This window comes from Thiorhodococcus mannitoliphagus, from assembly GCF_010915725.1.
Taxonomy (GTDB): Bacteria; Pseudomonadota; Gammaproteobacteria; order Chromatiales; family Chromatiaceae; genus Thiorhodococcus; species Thiorhodococcus mannitoliphagus.
Genome location: NZ_JAAIJR010000129.1, coordinates 1 through 14,502 on the forward strand (window position 1 = coordinate 1; position 14,502 = coordinate 14,502).

Genomic DNA, 14,502 nt, shown 5'->3' on the forward strand with positions numbered 1-14,502 from the left:
CGCTGAGACAACGATGCCGATAGAAAAAAATGATGGACAGGAGGCAAATCGGACTTGCGTCAGAACAGAGTATCTACAGCTCGGGCGATTGCAATATTCAGACAGCCTCTGACGCCGGCTGAGCGTCCGCGCTAAGGTTGCCCAGCAAGGCGGACGACGCCTGAGACGGGTTCCGAGCCTCTGGGACTCGGGGCGGGCTTGGTGGCGGGCGTCCTCGAAACCGCAGGCTTGCGTCTCCATGTCTTGGGCTCGATGCAACGCCTCATGGTCCTTTTTGGAGAATTCCGATGTATCTTGCAATGAATCGTTTTCGTATCCTGCGTGGCCAGGAAGACGCCTTCGTCGAGGTGTGGCGCAGCCGCGAGAGCTATCTGGACCAGGTGCCGGGCTTTGTGCGCTTCCACCTGCTCAAAGGGCCAGAGTCTGAGGACCACACGCTCTTTTCGTCCTTTTCCGAGTGGGAATCGGAGGAGCTCTTCATCGCCTGGACTCACTCTGAGGCCTTCCGCGCCGCGCATGCCAATGCTGGCAAGGACACGCGCGACTTCTACCTGGGGCCGCCGCAGCTCGAGCTGTTCGAGTCCGTGATCTGATCCTGGGCGCGCTTGCCAGCTCCCAGTCGCCAGCGATCGACGCTTGATGCTGAAGAGGTCGGGCCAAGCGCGCGAAGGATCTCAAGGCATCAAGCCATTGATGACGCGCACTCGGGGGTGGGCGATGCGCATTTCTTTGGCGCGTCCTTCAGGCCTTCGTGGTCCGATTTCTCGAACCTGGTCTTACGCCTGCAACCGTCGAAACGCGTGCAGGGTGCCGACCTCCGAGGCGTGAATCCTGTCCGGGAAGCGGGCGCGGAAGAAGCAGGCCGCCTCGGTACCGGTGCAGTGTATTGGTGCGAGATACTCGACTCCGAGCGCCTCCAGGCGTTGGGCCGTGAAGTCCAGCCGTTCCGGCGTGGCGCGCAGCAGGTGCATGCCGCCGATGACGGCATGAATGTGGCTGCCCCCGGTGAGTTGCTGGATGTGTTCGAGCGTGTTGATCACGCCAGAATGTCCGCAACCCAGCAGCACGAGGGTGCCGTCGGCCGTATCCAGGTACATGGCCTGGTCGTCCAACAAGGGGTCGACTTGATTGCGATTCGCATCCAAGTGGAAGGGGCCGCCTGTGTCTTCGATCTTATGGCGGCGCGGAATCTCACCCGTGAGATGGATGCCTGGGCCAATGCTCACTGGCTCGCGGGTCTCGACGAGACGCCGCACATGTCCCCTGAGCGCGTCGGATGCCAAGTAAGGCGTGCCGATGGCCTTGCCCGCGCGGTTGTACTTCGGCTGCCTCGCCTCGGGATGCAGATAGAGGTCGACCGGACCCGTGACGCTGAGCGCATCCTCCAATCCGCCAGCGTGGTCGTAGTGGCCATGGCTGAGCGCGATTGCCTCGACCTCGGCCAGCGGCAGCCCGAGTCGCTCGGCATTGTGCAGCAGGACTTCCCCTTGTCCGGTGTCGAAGAGGACGCGGCGTCCTGCCACCTCGATAAAGTAGGCGATGCCATGCTCGCCCAGCAATCCTCTTCCGCCCGCCGTGTTCTCCACGAGCTGGGTGATGCCTATCTCGCGACTCATGCGAATGCTCCTCTGTGCCTCTGTCGTTCGTTCTCGCGTGGTCCGCATTGTTGGGGGCTGGGGTCGCAACCTGTTTCGAAGCCTGCAAAGACACCGAGCCCTTATCTGAGTCTAAAGCGGTCGTCGATGCACTTCCTTGACAATGCGCTGAGCGAAGGGGGCGAGCGGTGGGCCAAGAAGCATTGCTTTTGTTCAAGAAGGACTTGCGTGTTTTTTCGACCCAAGGCCGTCGGCATCGGCATCGGCATCGGCATCGGCATCGGCATCGAACCGACGATAGCGATCCCGATGGCATGACGCGTCGGTCTGAGGCGAAGCCTCACTAGGAGGATGTCCATCAATTGTTTCCCGATGCGAGCGATGCCGCCCGAAATCCCCCCTAGCCCCCTTTGCGAAAGGGGGGAAGTTGTTGATGGACGCTTTCTAGGTATTTGTCTTGGTAACCAATGATCCATTTTTCGCCTAGTCTTGACGGACGCGACTGCGAGGTTGATGGCGGCCTTCACTCGGCTGCTTCACTCTGGGGCTGAGATGCAGCTAGCATTGGCGGGTGTGTTGCTGCTCGCCCTTTGAGATGACGTCGATGCGCCTCGGGCTATTGTCCGTATCCGCTTGTGAAGACTTCGCGAGTGGATGGTGGTTAGCGTTCCGCGATTGGCCTGCCGGGTGTCGGCGGGCGCCGAGGGCGGAGTTTCGGTTTCTTCATCGGGACCGCGGCGACCCGTGAACGCCGTGTTGACACCGATACACAACTCATGATGCAGAGACAAGTGGGCGTCACTGATATCAGAAACGAAGCGCCTCGAAGCGAGGAAACGGAGCCGCTGCCGTTCGAGCGGGAGCTGAGCGCCATGATCGCGGCGATTGGCGATGCCGCCTGGATCCTGGCAGCGGATACCACCTTCGAGCATGCCAATCCGGTCGCACTCAAGCTGACCGGGCATGATCTCGCGGCCCTGCGTGGCCTCCGCCTCTCGGCTCTGGTTGCACTGCGTGATCGCGAACGTCTGCCTGCACTCATGGCCCCTCTGGATAACGCCAGCAGCCTGCGCCTTGGGCTGTGGATGCAGCGAGCGGACGGGACCGAAGTCTTCGTCGATCTGACGCTGCAGCGGCTCGATGACGGTCGCTGTCTGGTTGTCGGCCGCGACGACACCGAGCGCCAGGCGAGCGAGACCCGGCTCAGGGCCGAGCTGGGCCTGACGCGAGCCATGCTCCGTACCATTCCCGATCTCATCTGGCTGAAGGACCCCGACGGCGTCTACCTGGCGTGCAATCAGCGGTTCGAGCGCTTCTTCGGCGCCACCGAGGCGGAGATCCGTGGTCGCACGGATCGTGAATTCATCTCGGCTGAGGTGGCGGATTCGTTCCGTCAGCACGACCTCGATGCGCTGCATGCTGTGAGCCCAGTGATCAATGAAGAGACCATCACCTTCGCCGATGATGGTCATGAGGAGGTGCTCGAGACGATCAAGACGCCCATGCACGACGCGGAGGGGCGGCTGATCGGTATTCTGGGGATCGCGCGCGACATCACCGAGGCGCGGCGTACCCAGGATGCGCTGCGCGAGCGCGAAGAACTCTACAGCGCCATCGTCAATCAGGCGGCGGATGCCATCGTCCTGATCGATGCCGAGACCCTGGGCTTCGTCGAGTTCAACAACGCCGCTTGCCAGTCGCTGGGCTACGCAAGAGACGAGTTCGCGCGGCTGCGGATCCCCGATATTCGGGGCGATGCGGATGCCGAGGCGGTGGCGCGCCGCATGGAGCAGATCAATCGCATCGGGCGAGGTGACTTCGAGACGCTCCATCGCCGCAAGGACGGCAGCCTGCGTCGCGTGCAGGTGACGAGTCGCCTGGTCGAGATCCGCGGCGGTCGCTATTGGGCCGCGATCTGGCGCGATGTCACCGATATTCGAGAGGCCGAGCGGGTGCTGCGCGAGGAGTCCGAGCGGCGCCGGGTCATGTTCGAGCGATCGCGTGACGCCATCGCCGTCCTCGACATGACGGGCCGGCTAGTCGAATGGAACGCCCGTTTCGCGGCGATGCTGGGCTATTCGGACGCGGAGCTTGGACAGCTCTGCGTCTGGGATTGGGACATCGGTCGGTCCCGTGCCGAACTTGAAGCCAGGATCCCCAAGGCGACCGAGGAGGGCTCAACCTTTGAGACCCGTCATCGCCGCAAAGACGGCGAAGCCTACGACGTTGAGATCAGTGCCTCGCGGGTCGAGTGGGGCGGGAGGAGCTACCTCTATGCGCTGCATCGCGACACCACAGATCGCAAGCGCGTCGAGGCCGCGCTGCGGCGCAGCGAGGAGACGCTGAGACGCGCCCAGTCCGTCGCCCAGACTGGGAGCTGGTCCCTTGATTTCGTCAGCGGGCGTCTGGACTGGTCCGACGAGACCTACCGACTCTTTGAGGTCGAGCCGGGTACGCACGTTGATCTGGAGACCTTCTTCGCTCGCGTTCACAGGGATGACCGCGAGCGGGTGCGGGCCGCTTGGGCTGAGGCGATCAGCGGCTCCGCTTACGACATCGAGCACCGTGTCGAACTGAGTCATGGTGAGTCGCGTTGGGTCCGCGAGCGTACCGAGATTCGCGCCGACGCCAAGGGCGTTGCGCTGAGCGCCGTCGGCACGGTACAGGACGTGACCGAGCGTCGACGTCAAGAGCAGGCCTTGCGCGAGAGTGAGGCACGCTACCGTGACCTGCTGCAGGGGATACCCGTCGGCGTGCTTGTCTATGGCGCCGACGGGCGTCCGGTCGACTTCAATGCGACCGCAGCTGCAATCCTCGAGCTGAGTCCCGAGGAAATCGATGCCCTGGATGCTGATCGCTGGCATGAATGCCTGGTTGACGCGCATCTGCGTCCGGTGCCCTTGGAGCAGTTGCCGGTTAGACGTGTGATGGACAGGCATCAGCCATTGCGCAACCAGCTGCTCGGCATTCTGCATGGCCCGGATCAGGCCCCGCGTTGGGTGCTTGTCAGCGCCGATCCCGTGCTCCGTGATGCTGTGCTGGAGCAGATTCGTGTCGTCTTCGTCGACGTCAGCGACAAGAAGCAGGCCGAGGATGAGCTGACGCATTATCGGGCGCATCTCGAAGAGCTGGTGCGCACGCGCACCGCGGAGCTGGAGCACGCCAAGTCGGCCGCCGAGGCGGCGAATCTGGCCAAGAGCACCTTCTTGGCCAATATGAGCCATGAGATCCGTACCCCGCTCAACGCCATCATCGGCATGACACACCTGCTCAAGGCCAGCGCCAAGGACCGCGAGCAGACGCAGCGGCTCGGCCGGGTGACGGACGCGGCTTACCACCTGCTGCGGGTGATCAACGACATCCTCGATCTCTCCAGGATCGAGGCCGGCAAGCTGGATCTCGATGCAGTCGAGTTCGAACTCCAGCATAGTTTCACCAAGCTCAACATGCTGGTCGCGGACGAGGCCAAGGGCAAGGGGCTCAAGCTCAGCCTCGCCATCGATCCCAAGGTGCCCGAGCGCCTGCGCGGCGATCCACTGCGGCTGGATCAGATCCTGCTGAACCTGGTCGGTAATGCGCTCAAGTTCAGTGACGAAGGCACCATCAGGATCCATGCCTCGCTGCTGGAGCGCTCTGACGCCGATCTCAAGCTCCGGTTCGAGGTCAGGGACGAGGGCATTGGCATTCCGCTCGAGCGCCAAGACGAACTCTTCCTTGCCTTCGAGCAGGCCGATACCTCGACCACCCGCAGGTTCGGCGGATCCGGGTTGGGCCTGGCGATCTGTAAGCGCCTGGTCGAACTCATGGGCGGCGAGATTGGCGTTGACAGCACCCTGGACGAGGGCAGCACTTTCTGGTTTACGGCATGCTTTGGGGTAGTTGGCGATGGGCAGGAGGTCACCACGGAGGAGACGCTGGATAATGCCCTGACGCGCCTGGCTGACTACCGAGGCGCACGCGTTCTGGTCGCGGAAGACAACCTGATCAACCGCGAAGTGCTCAAGAGCCTGCTTGAGGAGGCGGGCTTGGTGGTCGACATTGCGGAGAACGGTGTGGTTGCCGTCGAGCTGGCGTCCAAGCAGACCTATGCCGCCATCCTCATGGACATGCAGATGCCCGAGATCGACGGGCCGGAGGCAGCGCGGCGGATTCGCCAGCTGCCGGCTTATGAGGGCATTCCCATCCTTGCCGTCACCGCCAATGCCTTCCAAGACGATCGGGATGCCTGCCTAGACGCGGGTATGGACGACCATATCGCCAAGCCCGTGGATCCCAACCGGCTCTATCTGTCGCTCGCGCAATGGCTGGACTCAAAGACCTCGGCGCCCGAGCTGAAAAGCAAGGTCGAGGCGAAGGCGTTGCCTGACGCCCTGAGCCAAGTGTCAGGTTTGAATGTTGATGTCGGATTGCGGAACCTCGGCGGGAACGAGGCCCTGTATCGGCGGCTGCTGAAGAAGTTCATCGAAACGCATGCGCAGGACATGCAGCGCTCGCGTGAACTGCTGTCGGTCGGCGAGCGGGATCAGGCACAGCGCCTGCTGCATGACCTCAAGGGCGCTGCCGCGACCCTGGGCCTGGATAAGGTGCATGATCAGGCCGCGGATCTGGAGGCAGCGGTCGCGAATGAGCTGTCCGATCAGGATGTCGCGCAAAAGCAAGCCTTGCTGACGAGCAATATCGCCGAGGTCATCTCGGCACTCGAACGCTGCGCGCTGGAATAGCCTGACAGTCTCGGGGGGCGTCTCAAGTGGCGCTTCTTTGGGGCCGGTCCGACCGATTTGTCTCGATTGGGTGGTGAGGATCGTCAAGGGCGTAAAGGACAGCAAGGACATCAAGGACGGCAAGGACGGCAAGAAGAATGCAGGCGTGTTTAACGTGCTTTGCGGTTCCGGGGATCCTATTGGATCATGCTGATACCGGCCACCGGCCACCGACCACTTCACCCAATCCACAGCGTCTTGGCATTCACGAATTCGTGAATGCCGGGCGTTCCCAGCTCGCGTCCGTAGCCTGAATCCTTGATCCCGCCGAAGGGTAGGCGGGGGTCGCTCTTCACCATGCCGTTGACGAAGGCGCAGCCGCAAGCCATCTGGCGCGCGAAGCCTTCGCCGCGTGCCTTGTCTGCTGTCCAGACACTGCCGCCGAGACCAAAGCGCGAGTCGTTCGCGATCTCGAGCGCAGCGTCTGCGTTCTTGGCGCGGATGACCGATGCCACCGGGCCGAACAACTCGTCGGCATAGGCCGGCATCCCGGGCGCGACCTTGTCCAGCAGGGTCGCGGCATAGTGCCAGCCCGGTCCATCAAGGGCTTGTCCGCCAGTGACCAAGGCGGCCCCCGCGCCGAGACTGGCCTCCACCTGCGCATGCAGGATCTCCCTCAGATCCTTGCGGGCCAGCGGGGCCAAGGTGGTTGTCTCCTCCAGAGGGTCCCCCGGATTCAGTGCCGCGATGGCGGCTTTGAAGGCGTCGACAAAGCCATCGGCGATGGTCTCGACGAGGATGAAACGCTTGGCGGCGATACAGCTTTGGCCGGCGTTCATGAAGCGTGCCTTGACTGCGGTGCTCACCGCTAGCTCCAAGTCGGCGTCTTCGAGCACAACGAAGGCGTCTGAGCCACCCAGTTCGAGCACCGTCTTCTTGAGGTGCTCGCCGGCGATGCTGGCGACCCGTCTGCCGGCGGTCTCGCTGCCGGTCAGGCTCACGCCGCGGATGCGTGCGTCGGCGACGACGCCTTCCGCCGTCTTGGCGTCGATCAAGAGGGTCTGGAAGACGTCGGGCGGAGCGCCTGCGTCACGGAAGAGTGCCTCCATGGTCAGGGCGCAGCGCGGGACATTGGAGGCGTGCTTGAGCACCAGGGTATTGCCCGCTGCCAGTGCCGGGGCGGCGCAGCGGAAGACCTGCCAGAAGGGAAAGTTCCAGGGCATGATGGCCATGAGCACGCCGAGCGGCTGGTAGGCGATCAGACTGCGGCTGGCATCCGAGGCGACTGAGGTGTCCGCCAACTGGGACTCGGCGTTATCGGCATAGTAGTCACAGACGAGCGCGCACTTCTCGACCTCGGCCTCCGCCTCGGCGATCAGCTTGCCCATCTCCAGCGTCATCAGGCGCGCCAGTGCCGACTTGCGCTCCCGCAGGAGCTTCGCCACGGCCCGGAGCAGGTCACAGCGCTCGCTGATGCCTTGCTTGGCCCAGGCGGGCGCCTGATCCGCGGCAGCGGCAAGCGCTTGCTCCAAGGCAGCTGCGGTCATCGGCGCCAGGGTCTCGATAAGATCGCCCGTATGGGGATTGGTGGATTCGAATCGTTTCGGCATGCTGTCTCCTCGCCACTCAAGTGGGTCCGCGGTGGGGCGCGCGGTCTGATGAGGCGCTGATTGGAGGTCGTCCCTGCGTCCAATCAGCTCGCGACTCGAGCGCCTGGTTGGTGATCCTCGAGGTCGATGACCCGCGGCCAACCCTGCTGAGTCGATTCGATCCTGAAGTCGACTCAATGGCCTTGGTCATCAGTTGGGCCGGTAGGGTGGACGAGCGAGCGCCAAGTCCACCGAATCCCGCGTCGGCGTTGGTGGACTGCGCTGCGCTTGTCCACCCTAGGGAAGATGACTGGCCGAAACAATGATCGACGCCGACTCAATCCTGGAAGAGTTCGTCTAAGAAGCTCTGCATGCGCGTCCAAGAGCGGGCGTCTGCCTGGGCGTCGTACTTGAGGTTCTCGATGCCGTACTCGCCGACGTCCGGGTTGGTGAAGCTGTGCCTCACCCCGCCGTAGATGTCCATTTCCCAGTTGGCCCCGGCGGCTTCCAACTTGCTCCGGAAGTTGGCGGCCACGTCTGGCGCGACGAAGGAGTCGGCCTGGCCGTGCAGCACCAGGATCTTGGGTCCGATCTTACCTTGAGCCTCTTCCGGTGCCGCCGGGAGCGAGCCATGGAAGCTCACCACGCCCCGGACGTCGGCGTCACCATAGGCCATCTGCAGCACGGTGCCGCCGCCGAAGCAGTAGCCGATGGCAGCGGTCTTCTCGGGGATGACGAGATCGCTGGCCTTGAGTTGAGCCAGCGCCGCACCGGCACGTAGGCGCCAGAGTTCGGGGTCGACGGTGACCGCTTGCATCCATTCACGCGCCTGATTGGGGTCCTTGGTCACCTGGTTGCCGCCGTACATATCGGCGGCAAAGGCCGCATAGCCCAGTTCGGCGAGCATTCGCGCGCGCTTCTTGGCGTAGTCGTTGAGCCCCCACCACTCATGGACGACAAGGACGCCGGGGCGCTTCTCCTTGGTTGCATCGTCCCAGTAAAGGTGGCCGGTCAGGGCCGTGCCCTCGTCGTTGTAACTAATGGCTTTGGACTGTATCTCTGCCTGCGCGCTCGTGCCGATAACGAGCAGAGCCAAGAGACCGATGAGCTTGCGCATGAAACCCTCCTGATGTGAGCTGGTGATTCGCTCGGGATGAATGAGCGAGTGTTCGGTATCGAAGTGGCCGAAGCGACCTTGAGTTCGCGAGGGCCGACGCTTGTCCGTTCTGAGGTCGAACTCGCTTGGCGCGTCTCGGGCGCGTGCCGCAGCCTGCGCCAACTGAAGTTCGGCGCTGTTATCACCGATTTCAACAGGGTGTCGACAATCGCCGAATGGGAGCGCGGCCAAGCCGCAGAACAGGCGGCTGACAGGTGGCTGATCTGCACCATTTCCTAGGCCCTTTCGCGGGTATCGGCTTGGTGCCTTGCATGCGGGCACTAAAGATGTTCGTTTAGCAAGTGTCCATCAATTGTTTCCCGATGCGAGCGATGCCGCCCGAAATCCCCCCTAGCCCCCCTTTGCGAAAGGGGGGAAGTTGTTGATGGACGCTTTCTTAGAGTCGAGGAATCGAGCTGTGAAGATGCTATGGCTGAGTCCGTACCGTGGCTTGATCGCACTGGCCTGCTGCGGGCTGGTTGTTGCCTGGGCGCTTGCTCAGACCGGTACGCGCGGCAATCCGAATCCACATCCCGTCGCCTATCTCGGGGCCTCTGGAATTCCAGAGGTCGTGCTCGAAGAGAATCAGCTGAATCAATATGTCACCACCGGGCGGATCAACGGTGATCGGATCGAGTTCCTGGTCGATACCGGGTCGGTCGATGTCGCCATGCCCTATCGCGTCGCCCAGGCCCTCGACCTGAATTTGACGCCAGGCGCAATCAGCAAGACCGGAAACGGCAATGTGCAGAGCTGGTCGGCTTGGCTGGAAAGTGTCGATGTCGGCGGCCTGGTCGCCAAGCGCGTCAAGGCGACGGTGCTGCCGAACATGCATGGCGAGCAGGTGCTGCTGGGCATGTCCTACCTCAGGCACATGGAAGTGATCCTCGCCGCCGGCAAGCTAACCTTGAGGCCCTTGCCGTCCCCCTGAGACAGTCGCGTAAGCCTGCTTCGGGGGCGCCTTGCCGCCTATTCGAGGGCTCGCGGAAATGATTGCGGTGCTATTCGCTTTTTAGCAGGCGGGCCTTCATCCGGCGCAGGCCAAGCCAGGCGAGTAGCACCACGACCGGCGCCGAGAGGCCGGTCAAATAGTTGGCGTCGATCGGGAAGCCGTGTCCCTCGAGCCCTTTCCAGAGGTAGCCGACGAGGCCCACGCCGTAGTAGCCGATGGCAATCACGGACAGCCCCTCGACGGTCTCTTGGAGGCGCAGCTGGATCTTGGCGCGCTTGTCCATGGATTCGAGCAGGCTGCGGTTCTGTCGCTGCAGCTCCACCTCGACCCGGGCTCGCAACAGGCTGGTCAGGCGGGCCGCGCGCTCGGCAAGATTGTGCTGGCGCTGGAATGTCGAATCACAGGTTGCGATCGCCGGCGCCAGGCGGGCGTCGAGGAACTCGGTAAAGGTTTGCAGCCCTTCGATGCGGCGCTGGCGCAGCTGTTCGAGCCTCTGGGTGACGACGCCGTAGTAGGCCTTGGACGCCTCGAAGCGGTAGCTTGTCTTGGCCGCGATGGTCTCGATGTCGACCGCCAGCGCGGTCAGCGCCGCGAGCAGCGCCTTTTGCGCGGCGGTCTCGGTGCGCTGGTCGCCGGACATTTGGGTTGCGACCCCGACCAGACGGCCGTCCGCCTTGCTCAGCAGCCGGTTGGCCTCACGCGCCGGCGGTAGTCCCAGCAGGGCCATGGCCTGATAGGAGCTGATCTCGAGAATGCGTTTGGCGAGCCGACCGGCTTGGTTCCTGGACAGCCCCTGGTCGCGCAGCAAGATGCGCGAGAAGCCGTCGCTGTGAATACGGATGTCGGACCAGGCACGTGCCGCGCCGCCGACGACCTCGGAGCCGATGACGACATTGCCGTCGAAGAGCTGGGAAAGCGCCTCCGTGCTGCGCTCGGGGCCGTCCTTGGGCTCGAGCGCGAGCGAGATGGCGGAGACCACTTCTCCAGGCAGATTGGCGAGCCAATGTTGAGGCAGCTCGAGGATCACCGGAGCGGTGAAGGGATGCGTGAAGCTGCCGTGCTTGATGAAGGTGTAGGTCACGAACTCTGTGTGACGCTCCCACAGCATGCGAATGTCGCCCAGCTCCGCGATGTAGTGCTGATCGACGGATTCGGGCAGGGGGAGGCCGTAGTGCTCGAGCAGCTTGAACATATAGCGCAGGTTGCGTCCGGTGCCGCGCTCGCCACAGACCGACGTGATATGCGAGATGCGCTCCGGCGCTTGCAGCGGCTCATAGGTCCGCGCATGCAGCTCTGAGATCGCCTGCTGGCGTAGTGGGTGCTCCTTGAAGGGCAAAGGCATTCTGCGAAGACTCCGTGATGCAGCGAGCCGCTAAGGGTAGCTGCAAACGATGACCCCGGAAAGACGCTGGGCGGTCGTCGCCTTACCAAGCCGCGGCCCAGGCGTTCCTGTCCCGTTTTTCTCAGCGCGGTTGCACTGCTCTGGACGGCGTGCGCCCCCCGTGCTTTATTGGCGGCCTTTCGCAGCGGAGGGTGGGCACCGTCGCTCGAGGTGCGAGGAGGATCCCTTCATCCTCAAGGCTGCGCTGATTCACTGCGTCCAACCTGTCGAGCCTGCATGCCTCCTCGCCCAATCAGCGCAATGCTCCCGCAGCGCTCGAAGGCGAGATGCTCGCTGGGGGTGTGATCACACCCTGCGGAGGGCGTCTCGTTGCGGCCGCAGAAATTCATGTACAAAGCTGCGGGGATATGCCAAGCCGCCCCGGCAGAGGTTTAGCATTCTTAAATCTCGCGTGAGGCGTTGCGATTCGTGGATTGTACAATTGCCGACGACTTGGTGGCGTTCGACGGATAGCCTATCAATCCCGAGCGGGTATTCTCCTCGCCGTTCGTTTCAATGCCGTTCGTTTCAATCAGAGTGATGCCGAAGCATGGCCGAACAAATCGACTCGCAAGCACAATACGATGACGAGTCCGATTCCTTGCGCAAGACGCTAGAGCTGATGCGGAGGGAAGCGGAAGAAGAAGTGATACGCCTGAACAACAGGCTTGCTGAGCGGGACTACGCGCCCGACAGCTCGATTGCGACCGCTACCGAACGGCTCGCGATGCAGCAAGAAATGATGATGCTGCAGCAGACCTTGGAGGCCAAGGAGCAGGCGCTCGACCATATCACCGAGGAATGTCGCCGGCTCGAGGACGAGCTGGAAGATCAAAACATCGCCTATGACAGCCTCAAGCAGGAGATCGAGCGCAAAGAGCAGGCGCTCAAAGACGCCCACGGGGAGGTCGAGCGACTCCGCGGCGAGCTTGTCGACGCGAAGCGCATCTCAGAGCGGCGCCCCGTTGCCGCACCTGCGGAGCCTGTTTCCGAGGCGTCGGAAAAGCCCAAGACACCGAGGCATCTCCTCATTGCGGGGGGCGTTGTGCTCTTTGTTCTGCTCTCCTTGGCGATGGTGGCGCTGCTCTACTCGATGTGGGACAAGCTCGATCTTTCGCTACCAAATTTGCAGCCTCGGGCCGAGCTGCCCCCTGATCCGGGTTTGTCGACGGCGTCTCGGAGGCCAATCGCGTCAGTCGTTGACCCGCGCGACCAGGTCTTTGAGGTGCCTGGGGAACAGGCCCAGAGGTCGCCTGCCGTCCCGCCGCGGATCTACCGTGACCGACTCAGCGGCGGTAGTCAGGGGCCCGCCATGATCGCCTTGGAGGGGAGTACGTTTCAGATGGGCTACAACAGCCTCGCCGGTCAGGACTTCAGCCCGGAGCATGGCGTGCGGGTGTCGTCCTTCATGATCGGCGCCCACGAGGTGACCTTCCAAGAGTACGATCGATTCGCGCAGGCCACCGGAAGGGCGCTTCCAGACGACTACGGTTGGGGGCGCGGCACGCGCCCCGTGGTCGGCGTCAGCTGGGATGACGCGCGCGCTTATGCTGCCTGGCTGTCGCAGCAGACCCGCCGTCGCTATCGTCTGCCGACGGAGGCGGAATGGGAGTTCGTCGCGCGGGCAGGCTCTGAGGGTCCGTTTTGGTGGGGTTATGAGCTGGAGCCGGGCCGCGCAGTCTGCTTCGACTGTGGTAGTCAATGGGACAATCGCTCAACCGCTCCGGTGGAGAGCTTCGCACCCAATCCCTTCGGCCTCTACGACACGGCGGGTAACGCCATGGAATGGGTTGCCGACTGCTATGTTGCCGGCTATGAGGGGGCGCCGAAGGATGGCTCGGCGCGGCTCGGCGGCGAGTGCAGGACCCGTGTTGCCCGTGGTGGCGCCTTCAACAAGCCCGCGTCCTCAATGCGTTCCTATGTCCGCGCGCGTTTCGACCCGCAGGCGCAGCTCAATATGCTGGGGTTCCGCGTTGCTCGGGATTCCTGATTTCCCCGCCGCTTTTCGTCCCTCTCCGGCCTGCCGAGTCCTCGGCGTCGGCATCGCAACACTGGACCTGATCAACGAGGTCGATTGCTACCCCTCGGAAGATAGCGAGGTGCGTGCGCTTTCTCAGCGACGCGTCCGTGGAGGGAATGTCGCCAACAGCCTCTCCGTCCTCGCTCAGTTGGGCCACCAATGCACCTGGCTTGGCACCCTTGCCGACGATGCCGCGAGCCAAGAGGTGCTGCTGGATCTAGAGCATCATGGAATCGACGCCACAGCGGCGGTCACTGTTCCAGGTGCCATGACGCCGACTTCCTACGTCACGCTGAGCAGGGTCAGCGGCAGCCGCACCATCGTCCATCATCGCGACCTGCCCGAGTTGGATGCGGCGGGCTTCGAGGCGCTCTCGTTGAAGGGTGTGCAATGGGTCCATTTCGAGGGGCGCAATCCCGCCGAGACGGCCTCCATGATTCAAAGCGCCCGTCGTCGCGCGCCGCAGGCTGTCATTTCGCTCGAGCTGGAAAAGCCGCGCCCGGGGATCGAGGCGCTCTTGGCTGGGCCGCATCTGATTATCGCCGGTCGGGCCTACGCCCAGGCGCGGGGCTTCGAGGATCCGGGCGCCTTTCTGCGCGACTTGGAGCGGCAGACGACTGCCGGCCTCTGCGTCCTCGGTTGGGGGGCTGGCGGCGCCTACTTGCGGGCTCGAGGCGGGTGCGTCGAGCATGCGGGCGCGCATGCCCCGGCGCAGGTCGTCGACACCTTGGGGGCGGGGGATTGCCTCAATGCTGCTGTCATCGACGGTCTGCTGCGCGCTCTGACGCCCCGAGAAGCCGTGGTCCGCGCGGTGCGTCTGGCTGGCTTGAAGTGCGGTCGCATTGGTCTTGACGGCTTGGTCGCCGAGGCCCGGCGTACCGGTTGGTTCTGAGCCGAGCGCCGGCTGAGTGAGGCCTGAGGCTCGGCCCCAAGAGATCTCGAGAGGGTCATGCGTCAGGCGCTCCTTCTGATCCGCGTCTTGGTCTCAGAAGCTGTCTGGAAACTCCTAGGGAGGCTTCGCCTCAGACCCACGAGTCATGCCATCGGGATCGCTATCGGGATCGGAATCGCTATCGTCGGTTCGATCCCGATCCCGATCCCGATCCCGA

General features: G+C 63.4%; 11 protein-coding genes. 7 read left to right on the forward strand and 4 right to left on the reverse strand.

Annotated features, from left to right (window positions below; translation table 11 throughout):
- Positions 1–287 precede the first annotated feature (287 nt).
- Entirely contained in the window at positions 288–593 is a 306-nt protein-coding gene (hmuQ, locus tag G3480_RS21405; RefSeq protein ID WP_164655920.1) for a heme-degrading protein HmuQ, read from the forward strand.
- A gap of 183 nt (positions 594–776) precedes the next feature.
- Here the strand turns inward: hmuQ and G3480_RS21410 are convergent, their stop codons facing one another.
- Positions 777–1,616 (reverse strand): MBL fold metallo-hydrolase, encoded by an 840-nt coding sequence (locus tag G3480_RS21410; RefSeq protein ID WP_164655921.1) that lies wholly within the window; start codon positions 1,614–1,616, stop codon positions 777–779.
- A 126-nt stretch (positions 1,617–1,742) separates the two neighbouring features.
- On the opposite strand from G3480_RS21410, the gene G3480_RS21415 reads away from it, so the two are divergent.
- Together G3480_RS21415 and G3480_RS21420 are read left to right on the forward strand one after the other, a co-directional pair.
- Positions 1,743–1,913, forward strand: coding sequence for a hypothetical protein (locus G3480_RS21415; protein ID WP_164655922.1), 171 nt, complete (start codon positions 1,743–1,745; stop codon positions 1,911–1,913).
- 458 nt (positions 1,914–2,371) lie between these two features.
- Complete coding sequence (locus tag G3480_RS21420; RefSeq protein ID WP_164655923.1) at positions 2,372–6,316, forward strand: PAS domain S-box protein; 3,945 nt, start codon at positions 2,372–2,374, stop codon at positions 6,314–6,316.
- Between the two features lie 218 nt (positions 6,317–6,534).
- Here the strand turns inward: G3480_RS21420 and G3480_RS21425 are convergent, their stop codons facing one another.
- Together G3480_RS21425 and G3480_RS21430 are read right to left on the reverse strand one after the other, a co-directional pair.
- Entirely contained in the window at positions 6,535–7,905 is a 1,371-nt protein-coding gene (locus G3480_RS21425; RefSeq protein WP_164655924.1) for an NAD-dependent succinate-semialdehyde dehydrogenase, read from the reverse strand.
- Positions 7,906–8,221: 316 nt separating this feature from the next.
- Positions 8,222–9,001 carry a dienelactone hydrolase family protein gene (locus G3480_RS21430; protein ID WP_164655925.1) on the reverse strand — a complete coding sequence of 260 codons (780 nt, stop codon included), beginning with the start codon at positions 8,999–9,001 and terminating at the stop codon, positions 8,222–8,224.
- 36 nt (positions 9,002–9,037) lie between these two features.
- Here G3480_RS21430 and G3480_RS21435 point away from each other — a divergent pair, with 36 nt between their 5' ends.
- Complete coding sequence (locus G3480_RS21435; protein WP_164655926.1) at positions 9,038–9,280, forward strand: hypothetical protein; 243 nt, start codon at positions 9,038–9,040, stop codon at positions 9,278–9,280.
- Positions 9,281–9,464: 184 nt separating this feature from the next.
- A complete protein-coding gene (locus tag G3480_RS21440) occupies positions 9,465–9,971 on the forward strand; it encodes a retropepsin-like aspartic protease family protein (protein ID WP_164655927.1) in 507 nt (168 codons plus the stop codon).
- Positions 9,972–10,041: 70 nt separating this feature from the next.
- Here the strand turns inward: G3480_RS21440 and G3480_RS21445 are convergent, their stop codons facing one another.
- Entirely contained in the window at positions 10,042–11,334 is a 1,293-nt protein-coding gene (locus G3480_RS21445; RefSeq protein WP_164655928.1) for a DUF3422 family protein, read from the reverse strand.
- A gap of 589 nt (positions 11,335–11,923) precedes the next feature.
- Here G3480_RS21445 and G3480_RS21450 point away from each other — a divergent pair.
- Together G3480_RS21450 and G3480_RS21455 are read left to right on the forward strand one after the other, a co-directional pair.
- On the forward strand, positions 11,924–13,363 hold the full coding sequence (locus G3480_RS21450; RefSeq protein WP_164655929.1) for a formylglycine-generating enzyme family protein: 1,440 nt from the start codon (positions 11,924–11,926) through the stop codon (positions 13,361–13,363).
- Positions 13,347–14,285 (forward strand): PfkB family carbohydrate kinase, encoded by a 939-nt coding sequence (locus G3480_RS21455; RefSeq protein WP_240905966.1) that lies wholly within the window; start codon positions 13,347–13,349, stop codon positions 14,283–14,285. Before G3480_RS21450 ends, G3480_RS21455 begins: the two co-directional genes overlap by 17 nt.
- The last annotated feature ends 217 nt before the right edge of the window (positions 14,286–14,502 follow it).

Coding starts and splice junctions, on each gene's coding strand:
- G3480_RS21415 (WP_164655922.1), top strand. CDS start 1,743: ATGCACTTCCTTGACAATGCGCTGAGCGAAGGGGGCGAGCGGTGGGCC.
- G3480_RS21440 (WP_164655927.1), top strand. CDS start 9,465: ATGCTATGGCTGAGTCCGTACCGTGGCTTGATCGCACTGGCCTGCTGC.
- G3480_RS21450 (WP_164655929.1), top strand. CDS start 11,924: ATGGCCGAACAAATCGACTCGCAAGCACAATACGATGACGAGTCCGAT.
- G3480_RS21420 (WP_164655923.1), top strand. CDS start 2,372: ATGATGCAGAGACAAGTGGGCGTCACTGATATCAGAAACGAAGCGCCT.
- hmuQ (WP_164655920.1), top strand. CDS start 288: ATGTATCTTGCAATGAATCGTTTTCGTATCCTGCGTGGCCAGGAAGAC.
- G3480_RS21410 (WP_164655921.1), bottom strand. CDS start 1,616: ATGAGTCGCGAGATAGGCATCACCCAGCTCGTGGAGAACACGGCGGGC.
- G3480_RS21435 (WP_164655926.1), top strand. CDS start 9,038: ATGAATGAGCGAGTGTTCGGTATCGAAGTGGCCGAAGCGACCTTGAGT.
- G3480_RS21425 (WP_164655924.1), bottom strand. CDS start 7,905: ATGCCGAAACGATTCGAATCCACCAATCCCCATACGGGCGATCTTATC.
- G3480_RS21430 (WP_164655925.1), bottom strand. CDS start 9,001: ATGCGCAAGCTCATCGGTCTCTTGGCTCTGCTCGTTATCGGCACGAGC.
- G3480_RS21445 (WP_164655928.1), bottom strand. CDS start 11,334: ATGCCTTTGCCCTTCAAGGAGCACCCACTACGCCAGCAGGCGATCTCA.